Raw genomic sequence first — 15920 nt, 5'->3', positions numbered from 1 at the left:
ATTAAGAAAAACGTGAGGATAGCTATGACAAATTTAAAATTTCAGTCAGTCTTTGATATTATCGGACCTGTTATGATTGGACCATCTTCCAGCCATACGGCTGGTGCGGTTCGCATTGGGAAAATTGTATCTTCCATCTTCGGCGATGAGCCGACAGAGGTGGAATTTCAACTCTACAATTCCTTTGCCAAGACCTATCGTGGTCACGGTACGGATGTAGCCTTGGTAGCAGGTATTCTGGGCATGGATACGGATGATCCCCGTATTCCTGACTCTCTTGATATTGCAAGAGAACGAGGCATTAAGGTTTACTGGCGTGTCAATAAGGACAGCAATACCCCCCATCCCAATACTACTCGAATCATCATTAAAAATGACAAAAAGTCCATCTCAGCAACGGGCGTTTCGATTGGTGGGGGTAATATCCAAGTAACCGAGCTTAATGGTTTCTCTGTCAACCTCAATATGAATACTCCGACAATTATCATCGTTCATCAGGATGTTCCAGGAATGATTGCCAAGGTAACTGACATCTTATCAAAATACAATATCAACATTGCCCAAATGAATGTGACACGTGAACAAGCTGGCGAAAAAGCCATTATGATTATTGAAATCGATGCCCGCCAATGTGAAAATTCCATCGCAGAGATTGAAAAAATTCCCCACTTGCACAATGTTACCTTCTTCAATTAGAAAGAGGCGAATATGTTTTATACCGTAAAAGATTTGGTCCAACAGGCAGAGCAGTTTTCCGGAAATGTTGCCGAACTCATGATTGCGACTGAAATTGAATTGACAGGGCGTAGCCGAGAAGAAATATTGACAATCATGTCAAGAAACTTGACAGTCATGAAAGCGTCAATTGTTGATGGATTGACAGAAAGTAAATCAGTATCCGGTTTGACAGGTGGTGATGCTGCCAAGTTAGATGCTTATATGAAAAAGGGCAAGACACTGTCTGATTCCTCTATCCTATCCGCAGCAAGAAATGCTATGGCTGTCAACGAGTTGAACGCCAAAATGGGCTTGGTCTGTGCTACCCCAACTGCTGGCTCTGCTGGCTGCTTGCCTGCCGTTCTTGGTGTTGCTATTGACAAGTTAAACTTGACAGAAGAGCAACAACTTGACTTCCTCTTTACAGCAGGGGCCTTTGGTCTAGTCATTGCCAACAATGCCTCCATCTCTGGAGCAGAAGGAGGCTGTCAGGCAGAAGTTGGCTCTGCCTCTGCTATGTCCGCAGCGGCATTAACCCTTGCTGCTGGAGGAAGTCCCTACCAGGCTAGTCAAGCCATCTGCTTTGTCATCAAAAATATGTTAGGCCTCATCTGTGATCCCGTTGCAGGACTGGTAGAAGTCCCATGTGTCAAACGAAACGCCATGGGAGCTAGCTACGCTATGGTGGCTGCTGATATGGCACTGGCAGGAATTGAATCAAAAATTCCTGTAGATGAGGTTATCAATGCCATGTACCAAGTGGGCTCTGCCCTACCAACCGCCTTCCGTGAAACTGCCGAAGGAGGCCTTGCTGCAACACCAACTGGTCGCCGATTGGCACAAGAAATCTTCGGAGAAAGTTGACAAGGTTGTAAACGAAAAGGACCGTCTGGTCCTTTTCTTATTGTTTGGTGAAAATGAGTTTATCTAGAGTTGTATCATTGGCATCAATTTCTGTCAAGGTTAGAGTAGTACCATTTAGAGCATATGTATCTGCTTCCCCGTCAATATAGGCCAGTTTTTTATCTAAGTCAAAAATCACTTGTTCAATATCCTGGTCCCCATCATTGTCAAATTCTGTCAATGTAGCTTGATTTCCTTTTACAGTCAATGTATAGGTATCGTTGCCAGATGTTGCTGTATAAGTGCCATCTAATTCAGAAGTGTCAACCAACTTTACACCGTAACTTGACGCAAGTTGACTAGCTGAAGCTGCATTTGTTACAGCTGTCGCAGCGTTTGTTGTAGCTGTTGATGAACTTACTGTAGATGATGAGCTTGCAGTTGCTACTACTTGCTGATTATAGTCATCATAATCAACGATTCCAACCTGTTGCTCAATTTGGTTTTCCAAAACCTCAAGTTTGTTTTCATACACCTCAAGTTTGTTTTCATACACCTCTGCAGCGACAAAGCCAATCGTAGTAAGTGCCAAGGCACCAACTGATAATAAGATAATCGATTTCTTGCTCATGCCTGCAACCTTATTTTTCACAGATTCCCATGCACCTGTTTTCTTATTTTCTGTCACTTCAATAATTTCTTGTTGTTGATGTTTGTTTTCCATTTTGTATTCCTCTGATTAAATCTATTTCTCAGCTCCTGCTGATAAGTCTATTATAGAGAACAATCTTGAACACTTTAGGGAAACTTTATAAACAAATCTTAAACACTTTTAAATTAAGCATTAAGACGATAACCTGCTCCCCATACCGTTTCAATTAAATCGGCTCCCAGCTTATCTCGCAGGCGATTGATGTGGACGGCCACTGTCGCACTATCTCCCACATAATCATAACCCCAAATGGTTTCAAACAGATGGTCTTTCGAGAAAACACGATTGGGGTGTTTGGCTAGGTAAACAAGCAGTTCAAATTCACGATTGGGTAGTTTTATTTCCTGACCATTCAAGGTTACCTTCCAATTGTCCAAGAATATGGTCACATTGCCGACAGTCAGTTCATTGCTGCTATCATCCTTTGTCAACCGTTGATAACGAGCCAAATGTGCTTTAACACGCGCTACCAATTCCATAGGATCAAAGGGCTTGCTGATATAGTCGTCTGCTCCCAAGCCCAATCCTCTGACCACGTCCATGGTTTCTTGCTTGGATGTAACCATCAAAATAGGGAAGTCCACCTTATCTCGTAAATCACGGCAAAGGTCGTAACCTGTTTTATTTGGAAGCATAACATCTAAGATGAGGAGAGCATAGTCCTCTTTTTTGAGTTGCTCTTCTACAAGCCCTCCATCATGAACCAAATCTACTTGGTAGCCCTGCATTTCCAGATAATCTCTTTCCAAATAAGCGATTTCTACATCATCTTCCGCAATTAAAATCCGTGTCATTTCATATCCTTTCTAGGTAATCTGAAGATAAATCGAAGCCCTGGAGTTGCCTCAACAGATACACTTCCTCCAAGTCTCTCAATAATATTTTTTACAATAGCTAAACCTAAACCATGCCCTTCTACCTGCTGGCGAGTATCACCTTCCCTGTAAAATTCTTCAAAAATCAAGTTCAGCTTATCCGTTGCAGTCCCTTTTCCATTATCTGTAAAGGTCCAGATAATTTCTTGCTCTTGGACATAACCTGCAATAGCTAGTTTCAATGGACTAACATCTGCGTATTTTCGAGCATTATCAACCAGATTATCCAAAATACGGCTGAATTGGGTAAGGTCAATCTCAACCGGCAAGTTTTCAGCTACATCCAACTGGAACAGAATAGCCTCATCTGCCAATTCGGCCGATTTCTCTCTGACATAGGTCTGCAAAAAGGTTGCCAAATCAAGTTGCACACTATCAAAAGGCATTTTATCTGTTTGTAATTGTGAAAAGGCAAATAATTTTTCCAGTAATTTCTCCATCACCTGAGATTTTTGATAGATTACAGTCAAATACTGATTGCGTTTTTCCTCCGTATTAGCAATGCCATCCAAAATTCCCTTGGCATAGCCTTTGATTGAAGTCAAGGGTGTCCGCAAATCATGTGAAATATCCGCAACCATCTGGGTTCGATTTTGCTCATACAGTCGATTTTTCTCACGGGCATCTAACAAAGAAGTCTGCATCTGATTGAACCCTTGGGTCAATTCTTCAAATTCCTTATCACCCTGATAGGTCAAAGGCACTGTATAATCTCCCTGTTGGATACGGTCTACACCGCTGTGCAATTCATCCAAAGGACGCATGACCACACCTAGAAGACGACGAGTGAAGAAGAAATTGAGCACCACTATGATGACAATACCTGCCCCACCAACCAAGAAAAGTTGCAGAAGGAAGGCTTGAAAATCTTGACTTTCCTGTTGCTCCTCCAAATCTTCTAACATGGCATACAAATAATATATTTGACCGTTTGCTGCAATCTTTCGACTAATGACAACTTCACCATCAACATAGGAGGTATGGGTCGTAGATGAAACCGTCACTTCTGAAAGCTCATCAGCATCATCAGTAAGGTTTGAAAATAAAATCTCCCCATTACTTTCTACATACAGTTGGGCCCCATTCAAAGACAAAGTATCAGCTAAACTTGCAAAATCTGTACCAGTAAACTTCTCTAGACTTTGTTGACTTGCTGCTGTCTTCTGACTGGTGGACTGCCAAGTTCCTTGGTTACGATAAATGCTGTTCACCACATAGACACTAACTCCTAACATGGCTATCAATGACAGGACCAGCATCATCATATTCAAGCGAAATATTCGTTTCTGTAAATTCATTATTCTTCTCTTCTAGTCAATTTTTCCACATTATAAGCAAAATCGTTGCATTTGTAAAGCATGGAAAACCATCAACCAAAAAAGCCTAGTAAAACTAGACTTTTTTATTACGTTCTTAATACCAACCATTTGCCAACCAGAAGGCTTTAGCAGCTGACCATGAGCCATAGCGTTCTGCTACATAGGCATCAGCCACACGCTCTTGGTTTTCTGGTGAGTAATCACCGTTCAAGTATGTATTAGTCAACTGATAACGACCGATATAGATACCATTTTGTGCATCGTAGCTACCGCTTGATTCCTTCATGGCAATCCATTCTTTAGCTGCTGCGTCTTCTGCACTCAAGTTTGAAGTATAGGCACCAGTAGTAGCGGTTGCTATTTCTTGTTCTGTAGTCGTTATAGTAGGAGCTTGTTCTGCTGACTTTTCTTCTGTAGCAGTTTCTCCCACTTCAATAGCTTGTCCAACATGGATAAGATTTGGATTGGAAATCTTGTTTTGTTCTGCCAATTTCTCCACACTTGTATTGTATTTTAATGCGATTGCTGATAAGGTATCGCCAGATTGTACAGTATAGGTTTCCGCACTAACTACACCAGCCGTCAACAAGGTTGCCCCTGCTACCAATCCTGTAAGAGCTGTTTTCATTTTTTTATTAAATGTCATATTCATAATACCTGTGATGTAAAAATTCAATCTACTAATCAAGTAATTGAAAGTTAAATGTCATCACATTCCTTTCTTTTGTGTGTCTAGTATACCCTCTAACTATTACTTAGACTTTGTAAATCTGTTACAAGTATTACAATAACATTGAGTTTACACTATAAAAGCCCTATTTTCGAGATTTTGTGACCCTTTTTATCAACATCATTTACAGCATACTTTACAGAAATCCCTATCTTATTGACAGTAGCTGTAAAAAATAAAAAGGTCACAGTGGACCTTTTTTATCATGAGAACGGAAATGAGAAAGCCAATGAATACCTAGGATAATCCCAAACATCAAGTTCATTTCAATACCAGCCATTTGCTAACCAAAATTGATAGGCTGCTGACCATGAACCATATCGTTGCAACACATATTCATCTGCTACACGCTCCTGGTTTTCTGGTGAGTGATCACCATTTAAATAGGCGTTACTCAATTGATAACGTCCAATGTAGATTCCATTCGTGACTGTGTAACTACCGCCCGATTCCTTTTGGGCAATCCATTCTTTGGCAGTTGCATCGTCAAGCACTGCACCAGTTGAAACGGTAACTAAGTGGACTGGTTGAGTTGCTATATCAGTAGAAGCGTGACTAGTAGACTCTGATATATAACTACCGTGATATGGCTCTCCAATTGATCCTGTGTCCAAATGCTTCACTTCTAAAACTTTTTCTTCTGTAATCAAGTCGTCGTTATTCGAAACTTCAATAATTTGTGGTTCTTCAAAAATAATAGTCGGTACTTCAATCTTCAAGGGTTGATTGCTGGTTTCTAATGGTAATATTTTATCATATCCCAATTCAAAACTTGGACTTTCAGCAACATTTGCCTGTGGAAAAACTCCACTAATCTTATTTACAGCCCTCACTACAGTTTGTGGTATATCTGATACCGCCTCTACAAGTTGTAGGTGAGAATAAGTTCCTGTAATAATCAGGCCACCTAAAACTATAGTAGGTATAATTATGAGACCTAGAATCCCTTTTATAAGCCTACTAAAAAAACGCATTTTCATCAAATAGAATAGTCCTATAGATTTTATTATAACTATCCTTATCTTACTACCATTGTATTACTTTTTATTTAAAAAAATATTACAATTTGGTAAAACGCTTTCTAATTTAAGACTTTTTAAATAAATATAGTGTTCCTGCCAAGACAACCATAACCAGAATGGCTAGACTATCCGCCAACTTCCATTCCAAAATCCGGTACTTAGTTCTCCCATCTCCGCCTTGATACCCACGCGCCTCCATTGCCGTTGCAAGAGCATCTGCCCTCTTAAAACTGGAAGCGAATAAAGGAATCAAAATAGGAATAACTGATTTTACCTTCTGAATAAGATTTCCCTCATTAAAGTCCACTCCACGAGCTCTCTGAGCATTCATAATCCGAGTGGTATCATCCATCAAGGTCGGTACAAAACGCAAGCTCATGGACAACATCAAACCAATTTCATGTACTGGAACCCTAAATCGCTTCAAAGGTGCAAGCCCTGACTCAATACCATCAGCCAAACTGAGCGGTGTTGTCGTCAAGGTCAGTAGAGTTGAAAAGAAAATAATCAATACAAATCGAACAAAAATAATTCCTGCCTGTTGTAAACCCTCTACAGACAATTTAAAGATCCAAAACTCCCATAAAATAGTCGCACCGGGTGTAAAGAACACTTGAAAGAAGGTTGTAAAGAGAATAATCCCTATCATAGGTTTTAGTCCATTGATAAAAAATGATAAGCGAATACGAGATAAAACAACCATTCCTAATACAAATGCTATCAACAAGACATTGGTTATCAGGTTATTAGCCCAAAAAATCATTAAGAGAAATCCAAACATAGCCAAGAGCTTACTTCTCGGATCCAAGCGATGTAGTATAGAATTTCCCGGAATATAGCGACCTAAAATCAATTTATCCATGCATCACCATCCCCGTAAATTCTTCAATTGTGACAGGAAGACGCTCAAATACAAATCCTCTTCTCTCCAGATTAGCTGCAAACTTAGTAATCTTAGGCACTCCCAATTGAATACTCTCCAAAAAATCTACCTCTTGAAAAATATCGACTGGTTTTCCAGAACGGACCAACTTCCCTTTTTCCATAATGTAAACAAAATCAGCATAATTAGCAACATCGTCCATCAAATGAGTTACCAAAACGATTGTCATGCCTGATTCATGAAGCTTTTTGAAAATATCCATCAATTCCTGACGACCCGCAGGATCCAATCCAGCCGTTGGTTCATCCAAAACCAAGATACTTGGCTCCATTGCTAGAATCCCAGCAATCGCTACCCGACGCATTTGACCACCAGATAGTTCAAAGGGGCTGCGCTCAAACAAACTCTCATCAATTCCAACCAAGGCCAACTTTTCACGCGCAATCGTTTCAGCCTCTTCCTGAGAAACACCGAAATTTTGTGGACCAAAAGCAACATCTTTCAAAACTGTCTCATCGAACACTTGACTTTCAGGAAATTGAAACACCAGCCCAACTTTCTTCCTTACTTGCTTAATATCCTTATTTTCAGACGTCGCTGTAATCACAACATCATCAATGATTACTCTTCCTTCTGTTGGTACATTTAATCCATTCAAGAGTTGTAAAATCGTTGATTTGCCCGAACCTGTATGCCCAATAAGGGCCGTATAAGAGCCATCAACAATCTCCAAATCCACACCAAAAAGCGCACGTCCCTCAAAAGGAGTGCCAGCTTGATAGGTAAAACTTACTGCTTGGAGATCAATTCCCATAAAGTTTCCTCTAATTCTTCCTCTGTAAAATAGCGGAGCGGTAAATCAAGTCCAGTCTGGCGCAAGGATGAAGCCAATTCTGTCGTAAAAGGTCTATCCAAATCTAAATCCGCCAAATCTTCTCGCATAAATAGTTCTTTTGGAGTGCTAATTGATTCAACCTGTCCATTTTTCATCACGATCACTCGATCACTCAATGCAACCTCATCTAAGTCATGCGTAATCGAAATGACCGTCATACCATGCCGATCCTTAATTTCACGGACAATCTTAATCAAGTCGAGACGACCTTCTGGATCCAACATAGACGTAGCCTCATCCAAAATAATAATTTTTGGACGTAAGGCAACCACTCCAGCAATCGCTACCCGTTGCTTCTGACCACCAGATAGTCGAGCTGGCTCACGAGTTTTAAAATCAGCCATTCCAACCAATTCCAAGGCCTCGTTTACTCGACTTCGCATCTCTTCCAAAAGGATACCTTGGTTCTCTAAACCAAATGCAACATCATCTTCAGCTGTAGCACCCACAAATTGATTGTCTGGATTTTGAAAAACCATGCCAATCAAGCGCCGTTTATCCCAGACATTATCAACGGTTAAAGCATCACCATCGATATAAATATCTCCAGATTCAGCTTCCAGTAGTCCATCAATCAAACGAACAGTTGTCGATTTCCCTGAACCATTATGACCAATAATAGACAGCCACTCTCCCTGTTTCACGTGAAACGAAACATCATTTAGAGTATATTGCTCATCCTCTTGGTTGTATTTATATTTTAAATTTTTTACTTCAATAATATTCATCATTTAAATGTATCTTTAAACAAGAAGGATGCACCCTTGAAATAATCATAGCCTGAGTATAGGGTGAAGAAAAGTGCAATATAAAGCGTAATCTGCCCCAATAAATTCCAATGCAGAAGCAGGAAGATCACCGCAAACATCTGTGAAAAAGTCTTAATTTTACCAGGCATAGCTGCTGCTAAAACTGTCCCACCTGTTTCAACAAGTAACAAGCGAAGACCAGTCACTGCCAATTCACGACAGATTATAATCGCCACTATCCAAGCCGGAGCAAAACCAAGTTCCACCAACATGATGAAAGCAGACATAACCAAGATCTTATCAGCCATCGGATCTGCAAACTTACCAAAGTTCGTCACCACCTGCCACTTACGAGCTAAATAACCATCTAGATAGTCCGTGATACTTGCAAGGGCAAAGATAAGTGCTGCAAGCACATGACTGACAGTGGAATCCCAAACTGTCAGTAGGAGAATAAAAATAGGAATCACTAAAATCCGTCCTACCGTCAAGGCATTAGGAATATTTTCTTTTTTCATATTAAACCTTTATTGTTCAAAATTAATGGTGACTGTACCTGTTTCACTTGTAATAGCTGAAGTGTCTACCTGTTGTCCACCAACTGTAACAGATACTCCTTTCACAACGCCTAGTACCAAATTCACCGAAGTAACCCCTTCAACAATTGTTGTTGAAATAGTTGGATATTCTGGACCCAAGGTCACCCCACCAGCTAGTTCTGTATTGGACAAACTAATCCAGCTAGTTGTGTTTTCCGCTGTCAACGTCACCGCCACAGGATAAGTAGTTTGTCGAACTGTCACAACAAGTGCATCTCCTGAACCAGTTACTGTTATATTTTCTGTAGCTAAAGCATCAGTCGATGAAGATGATGCAGTAGAAGAGGATACTTCTGTAGTAGAGGCACTACTTGCTTCTGAAGTTACTTGGCTAACCGAACTATAAGAACTATCCGTAGGAACTAGCCTTGCTTGATTCTGTAAGCGACTATGTACAACATAGGTTATAAAAATAAAAATAAGACTAGCAATCAATAGCAAATAAAATAAGGGTAGGTAGGAAGATTTCTTTTTCTGAGGCACCTTGTAATTTCTTTTCAGTTGAGCAGCGAGAACTTCCTCTTCTCCCTCCTCATAATATTCCACTAAGCTATTTGTATCATAGGCAGCCACTAACACATCCGCATCCAATTCCAAAGCATCAGCATAGATGGACAGATATTCTCGAACAGCATCCGGATTTCCCCAAGAATCAAAATCATTATATTCCAGAGCCTGTAAATACCTAGCATGAATCCTTGTTATTCTTTGAACTTCAACAAGGGTTAATCCCCTGTATTCCCGAGCTGTTCTCAATATTTCACCAACACTCTTTTTTCTCATAACAACCTCTCTGTCATCTTCATATACAATATACTATTTTAACAAAAATCCAAGAAATTTCGAAGAATTGCATTTGTTTATTTTGGAAAAATCGTAAAATCTGTCATGTCACACTGACTAATAAAACGACGGCCTGCCTCCTTAATATCCTCTAAATCAATCGCCTCCACTAATTGAGGTAAATCAAATACATTCTCAACATCTGAATACTGTGCCACAAAATGACTAGCAGTAAATTCCAATGAATTCAAGCTACGAATAAAATCGCCATACATTTCATTCTTCAGCAGTTGCAAATGCTCATCATTGATATCCTCATCTCGCTCAAAATTGCGAACAGCCCTCATCAACATACTAGACAAGGTAATAGGTTCCTGCGTATCGCCAGAAATAACCAAATAATGATAGTCTGGGGTAACTTCTAACTGAAACTGAAATGACGAATCAATTTTCCCCTGTTCATACAGGTTCTGATAGCGTTTAGAAGTCCAACCGAACAACATGGCAAACAAAAGCTGTAAGCACAGGCGATACTGCTGCATTTCAGTAGGTTCAAATTCATCATTTCCCCTTAGACCAACTGCTAATTTAGGAGTTGTCACTTCAAACTCTTCTGTACGATGCTGAAGAATGGGCAGTTTTTCGATTTCCTTCATATCAAAATGAGGTGGTTTTTCATCAAGTTGCGCTGCTTGATAGTTTGAAATCTGCTGCCATACCTGATCCAAATCAAAGTTACCAATGACGAACAAATTCATGTTCGACGGGTGATAAAACAAATCAAAATTCTCATACAAATCATCTGCTGTAATCTGCCTTATAGATTCAACTGTCCCTGCTATATCATGAGCCAATGGAGTTTGAGGGTATAGTGATCCTAAAATTCCTGTAAACAATCGATAATCGACATCATCTTGATACATTTCGATTTCTTGCTCAATGATTCCTTGTTCTCGTGCCACGTTTTCATCTGTAAAATAAGGTTGACGAACAAATGATTGTAACAAAGATAGTGCTGGTAAAACCTCTTGAGTAGTAGAAAATAGATAACTGGTCTGTCTAAAACTGGTATAGGCATTCGCACTGGCACCAAATTTCGCAAACTCATTCATGACATCTTCTTCATCTTCCGTTTCAAACAACTTATGCTCTAAAAAATGCGCGATACCAGCAGGATAGCTACTAGACTTACCATCTTCAAAAAGAATATGGGTGTGTAAAGCTCCAAAATTTGTCGTTATCACTCCATATGTTTCGTGGAAATCGGTCTTAGGCAAAAGAATGATTGTCAACCCGTTGTCAAGTTGTGCCTGATAGACAGGTTCTTTCATATAAGGATACTTTTTCTCGATTAGTTTCATTCCTCTGTTCCCTCCATAAAGTAAACAGCCTGTAAATTGATCATCTTGCCCACTCGAACAACATCCTCAATTGACACCGACTTTACAGCTTCTATCCATTCTAACCATGTTAAATTACGTTCACCCATACTAATCTGGTTATAAGTCTGTTCTATCAAGTTATTCTGTCTATCTTGGGCTAGAGTTGCTGAGTGAATAAGCATATTCTTTGTCAACTCTAATTCATCCTCTGTAAACTTTCCACGTTTCACATCAAGCAACTGTTTACTAATTAACTTCATCACTTTCAATCGATCCCCACGATTGATGCCTGCGTAAACCTTCATCATTCCAGAAAAAATAGACACCTGACTTCCAATTGTATAAGCTAGACTCTCCTTTTCACGAATATTTACAAACAGTTTAGAATGTGAAAAAGCACCTAGTAAACCATTAAAAACAACTAAGGCAGGGTAATTTACATCGTTGTAAATAACCTGTAAATGATAAGCCAATTCTAAAATGGATTGTCTTGCCTGTTTGCGTTCGACCTTCTCGCGAGTAACCTTTGAATACTCCTGCTGATACTCTAGTTCCAACTTAGGATTCCGATAGGTAAATTTGAAGGTTTCCAATTTATCTCGAACCAAGTCTTGATTGACAGTTCCAATGACAAAGATGTCAATCTTATCTACCCGCAACATATTCCGATAGATTTTAAATACCGATTCTGCTGTTTCTTGTTCAACTAAGTCTAGACGACCAACGCGCGGAATTTGTAAGGCCTTATCTTGATAAAATAGCTTATTTAATTCGACATCAGCATGGTAGAAATTATCTTCTACCTCAGACTCAAGAAAATTGATTAGATTCTTTTTCTCTACATCAAATATTTTCTGATCAAACCCTTGACCTTGTTTGAGAGGACGAAATAGGCAGGCATATAAAAAATCAAGAATTGCTAAGGTAATATCTTCATTATTAGGCAAATAACATGGATTGACGTAAGAAATGGTCAAATCGACAAAATGTACACGACCACGTTTAGCAACAGACGTTGAGAAATGTGCTCCGTATAGCTCTGCCATACGTTTGCGCATTGCTTGAGCCGTTGGATAATCCTGGTTGCCCATTTCCATAATATTAGCGACCAACACACGACCTGCTACAGTTGCCTCACTCATCTCAGCTGCAAAACGCACTTTTATTCTGTTTGTAGTAAACTGATCTGTTTCAATAAAATGCAAATCAATTCCTTCTTGTAATTTCATCTTCTTCCTCTTTCAAACATTGTACCCTCCATTATATCATTTTTCTGTGATATAATATTCTATAACGAGGTGACATATGGAATTTAAATTATTTGATGACTACATTACATTACAAGCATTATTGAAAACAACTGGTATTCTCCACTCAGGTGGGGCCATTAAAGCTTTCTTAGAAGAAAATACTATCCTTTTTAACGGAGAAGACGAAAAAAGACGGGGTAAAAAAATCCGTATCGGTGATCTTGTTACACTGCCTGACCACAACATTAGTATCATAATCATTGCACCTAGTACAGAAGAAATACAGCAACACCAAGAAGAACAAGCTGAAAAAGAACGTGTAGCTGCAATCGTTAAAAAGTTAAATCAAGAAAATAAAAAGAATAAGAAACAGGTAAAAACTCCTAAAAAAGCAACTAAAAATACTGAAAGAAAACCTGTTCGTTTCCCTGGTATGTAAGAATGTGGCTTGAAACATTAGCATTGCGACACTTTCGCAATTACAGGCAACAAGATATTGAGTTCAACAAGGGTCTCAATGTCTTTTTGGGTGAGAACGCCCAAGGTAAAACCAATATTTTGGAATCAATCTATTTTTTAGCCTTGACACGCAGCCACCGTACCCGTACAGACAAGGATTTACTACAATTTCAAGAAAAGGAATTGTCCATATCTGGTTTACTCCATCGGACAAATGGTAAAGTTCCACTTGACATACAGTTGACAGAAAAGGGAAGGATAACCAAGGTCAACCATCTCAAACAAGCCAAGCTTTCCAACTATATCGGCCACATGAATGTTGTTCTCTTCGCCCCTGAAGATTTACAGCTGATTAAAGGAGCGCCAGCTCTACGAAGAAAATTTATGGATGTGGAACTTGGCCAAATCAAACCCATCTATCTGTCTGACTTGACCAACTACAACCATACGCTCAAGCAACGAAATGCCTACCTAAAATCCTCTGATAAGGTTGATGAAACCTTTCTATCAGTACTTGATCACCAGCTTGCTGAATATGGCAGTCGAGTTATTCAGCATAGGCTTGATTTCCTAAAAAAACTAGAGGGATTTGGAAACAAAAAAGTACAGGAAATCTCCAATCAAAAAGAAGAATTAACCATCGAATATCAATCCTCTATAAACTTTACAAACACTGACAACTTGGTTGACATATTCTTGACAGAACTAGAAAAATCTCGTAAACGTGACCTCTTTAAAAAAAATACTGGTGTTGGCCCACACCGAGATGATGTAGCTTTCTTTATAAATGGTATGAATGCCCATTATGGTAGCCAGGGACAACATCGTAGTCTCGTTCTGTCACTCAAACTAGCTGAAATTGAGCTGATGAAGGAAGTAACACGAGAATACCCAATTCTACTTTTAGACGATGTTATGAGTGAGCTAGACAATAATCGTCAAATCAAGCTACTAGAAACTATTACAGATACGATTCAAACATTTATTACAACAACATCTTTGGACCATTTACATAAGCTACCTGATAGTTTAAAAATCTTCCATATTGAGTCTGGCAAGGTTACTGAGTCAGAATGAGATTATTTACAACGTTGTCAATAAAATTTACAAAACAGTAAAGACCCTGTCAATCAGGGTCTTATTCTTATTGTACTGAATAGTTTGGAGCTTCATTTGTGATTTGGACATCGTGTGGATGGCTTTCTTTCAAACCAGCACCCGACATTTCGATGAATTGAGCATTTTCATGCAATTCAGTCAAATTACCTGCACCTACATAGCCCATACCTGATCGAAGTCCACCAACCATTTGGAAAATCATATCTGCAACTGAACCTTTATAGGCTACACGACCTTCAATTCCTTCTGGAACAAGCTTGTTGGCCTCGTTGACAGAGGCTTGGAAATAACGATCCTTAGAACCTTGTTTCATGGCAGCGATAGAGCCCATTCCACGATAGGTCTTGAACTTACGACCTTGGAAGATTTCTGTTTCACCGGGTGCCTCATCCGTTCCAGCGAACATAGAGCCAAGCATAACAGCATGACCACCAGCTGCAAGAGCCTTGACAATGTCACCTGAATACTTGATACCACCATCAGCAATGATGGTTTTACCATATTCACGCGCAACACCTGCTGCATCATAAATAGCTGTCACTTGAGGAACACCTACACCCGCAATGACACGAGTCGTACAGATTGAACCTGGCCCAATTCCGACCTTGACAACATCAACACCAGCTTCATAAAGGGCACGTGCACCTTCTGCAGTCGCAATGTTACCAGCAATCAAGGTACGAGTTGGGAAGTGTTCGCGGATTTCTTTGATCTTACGAAGAACACCTGCTGAGTGACCGTGAGCTGTATCGATGACAATCGCGTCTGCACCAGCTTCAAAAAGGGCTTCTGCGCGTTCAAAAGTATCAGATGTAACACCCACAGCACCTGCAACCAAAAGACGACCAAATTCATCTTTTGCTGCATTTGGGAACTCAATCACTTTCTCAATATCTTTGATAGTAATCAAGCCAGACAAGCGACCATTTTCATCAACCAATGGCAATTTTTCAATACGATGCTTGTGAAGAATAGCCTCAGCAGTCGCAAGATCTGTTCCAACTGGCGCTGTTACCAATTCATCGCTAGTCATGTTAGTAGAAATTGGCTGCGAGTAGTCCGAAACAAAACGCATATCACGGTTAGTAATGATACCAACCAACTTGCGATTTTCCATATTTTCTACAATTGGTACACCTGAAATTCGGTATGTTGCCATGAGTTTCTCTGCTTCTGCAATGGTGTGTTCTGGTGTTAAGAAGAATGGATCGATAATGACTCCATTTTCAGAACGTTTTACTTTACGCACCTCATCTGCTTGCTCCGCGATGGACATATTTTTATGGATAACGCCCAAACCACCAGCACGTGCCATAGCAATGGCCATTTTGCTATCCGTTACTGTATCCATAGCCGCAGAAATAATCGGAAGGTTTAAAGTCAAGTTAGGTGCTAATTGTGTTTTTAAATCAATATCATGTGGCAATACATGACTTTCAGCCGGAATAAGTAATACATCATCAAAGGTAAAGCCTTTTTTCAAAAATTTAGTGTCCCAGTTTGACATTTTCTTCCTCTTTTCTTTTTTGTTACTAGCTATCGCTATAATTATTTTATTTATGATAACATTTTGAAATCATTTG

At 39.6% G+C, this 15920-nt stretch carries 16 protein-coding genes and 1 pseudogene; 4 read left to right on the top strand and 13 right to left on the bottom strand.

The window, feature by feature from the left end:
* The first annotated feature begins 24 nt into the window (after positions 1-24).
* A complete protein-coding gene (gene sdaAB, locus NF418_RS02110; protein ID WP_172014346.1) occupies positions 25-696 on the top strand; it encodes an L-serine ammonia-lyase, iron-sulfur-dependent subunit beta in 672 nt (223 codons plus the stop codon).
* Between the two features lie 12 nt (positions 697-708).
* Positions 709-1581 (top strand): L-serine ammonia-lyase, iron-sulfur-dependent, subunit alpha, encoded by an 873-nt coding sequence (sdaAA, locus tag NF418_RS02105; protein ID WP_256778240.1) that lies wholly within the window; start codon positions 709-711, stop codon positions 1579-1581.
* Positions 1582-1618: 37 nt separating this feature from the next.
* Here sdaAA and NF418_RS02100 read toward each other — a convergent pair whose 3' ends face one another.
* From NF418_RS02100 to yfmF, 12 genes and pseudogenes are all read right to left on the bottom strand, one after another.
* Positions 1619-2284: a hypothetical protein gene (locus NF418_RS02100; RefSeq protein ID WP_256778239.1), complete on the bottom strand. Its 666-nt coding sequence runs from the start codon at positions 2282-2284 to the stop codon at positions 1619-1621.
* Between the two features lie 113 nt (positions 2285-2397).
* A complete protein-coding gene (locus tag NF418_RS02095) occupies positions 2398-3066 on the bottom strand; it encodes a response regulator transcription factor (protein ID WP_256778238.1) in 669 nt (222 codons plus the stop codon).
* Entirely contained in the window at positions 3063-4445 is a 1383-nt protein-coding gene (locus NF418_RS02090; protein ID WP_256778237.1) for a HAMP domain-containing sensor histidine kinase, read from the bottom strand. The genes NF418_RS02095 and NF418_RS02090 overlap by 4 nt, the downstream gene beginning before the upstream one ends.
* A gap of 115 nt (positions 4446-4560) precedes the next feature.
* Entirely contained in the window at positions 4561-5118 is a 558-nt protein-coding gene (locus NF418_RS02085) for a LysM peptidoglycan-binding domain-containing protein (protein WP_256778236.1), read from the bottom strand.
* A gap of 344 nt (positions 5119-5462) precedes the next feature.
* A pseudogene (locus NF418_RS02080) lies at positions 5463-5678 on the bottom strand (peptidoglycan-binding protein LysM); the annotation flags it as partial.
* Between the two features lie 604 nt (positions 5679-6282).
* On the bottom strand, positions 6283-7080 hold the full coding sequence (locus tag NF418_RS02075) for an energy-coupling factor transporter transmembrane component T family protein (RefSeq protein ID WP_256778235.1): 798 nt from the start codon (positions 7078-7080) through the stop codon (positions 6283-6285).
* The gene (locus NF418_RS02070) at positions 7073-7915 is read right to left on the bottom strand and encodes an energy-coupling factor transporter ATPase (protein ID WP_256778234.1); all 843 of its coding nucleotides are present in this window, start codon (positions 7913-7915) and stop codon (positions 7073-7075) included. The genes NF418_RS02075 and NF418_RS02070 overlap by 8 nt, the downstream gene beginning before the upstream one ends.
* A complete protein-coding gene (locus NF418_RS02065; protein WP_256778233.1) occupies positions 7891-8727 on the bottom strand; it encodes an energy-coupling factor ABC transporter ATP-binding protein in 837 nt (278 codons plus the stop codon). The genes NF418_RS02070 and NF418_RS02065 overlap by 25 nt, the downstream gene beginning before the upstream one ends.
* Positions 8724-9263: a CDP-diacylglycerol--glycerol-3-phosphate 3-phosphatidyltransferase gene (gene pgsA / locus NF418_RS02060; RefSeq protein WP_256778232.1), complete on the bottom strand. Its 540-nt coding sequence runs from the start codon at positions 9261-9263 to the stop codon at positions 8724-8726. The genes NF418_RS02065 and pgsA overlap by 4 nt, the downstream gene beginning before the upstream one ends.
* 9 nt (positions 9264-9272) lie before the next feature.
* Positions 9273-10127: a helix-turn-helix domain-containing protein gene (locus tag NF418_RS02055; protein WP_256778231.1), complete on the bottom strand. Its 855-nt coding sequence runs from the start codon at positions 10125-10127 to the stop codon at positions 9273-9275.
* A 77-nt stretch (positions 10128-10204) separates the two neighbouring features.
* Positions 10205-11488, bottom strand: a complete 1284-nt coding sequence (yfmH, locus tag NF418_RS02050) for an EF-P 5-aminopentanol modification-associated protein YfmH (RefSeq protein ID WP_256778230.1) — start codon at positions 11486-11488, stop codon at positions 10205-10207.
* Positions 11485-12738: an EF-P 5-aminopentanol modification-associated protein YfmF gene (gene yfmF, locus NF418_RS02045; protein ID WP_256778229.1), complete on the bottom strand. Its 1254-nt coding sequence runs from the start codon at positions 12736-12738 to the stop codon at positions 11485-11487. Before yfmF ends, yfmH begins: the two co-directional genes overlap by 4 nt.
* A 76-nt stretch (positions 12739-12814) precedes the next feature.
* Between yfmF and yaaA the strand changes: the two genes are divergently transcribed.
* Together yaaA and recF are read left to right on the top strand one after the other, a co-directional pair.
* Positions 12815-13198: a S4 domain-containing protein YaaA gene (gene yaaA, locus NF418_RS02040; protein ID WP_256778228.1), complete on the top strand. Its 384-nt coding sequence runs from the start codon at positions 12815-12817 to the stop codon at positions 13196-13198.
* 2 nt (positions 13199-13200) lie between these two features.
* Entirely contained in the window at positions 13201-14295 is a 1095-nt protein-coding gene (gene recF / locus NF418_RS02035) for a DNA replication/repair protein RecF (protein WP_256778227.1), read from the top strand.
* Positions 14296-14362: 67 nt separating this feature from the next.
* Here the strand turns inward: recF and guaB are convergent, their stop codons facing one another.
* Complete coding sequence (gene guaB, locus NF418_RS02030) at positions 14363-15844, bottom strand: IMP dehydrogenase (RefSeq protein ID WP_256778226.1); 1482 nt, start codon at positions 15842-15844, stop codon at positions 14363-14365.
* Positions 15845-15920: the final 76 nt, after the last annotated feature.

The sequence above is a fragment of the Streptococcus suis genome (assembly GCF_024509555.1).
Lineage (GTDB): Bacteria > Bacillota > Bacilli > Lactobacillales > Streptococcaceae > Streptococcus > Streptococcus suis_AD.
This window is presented reverse-complemented; position numbering and strand designations above follow the sequence as displayed.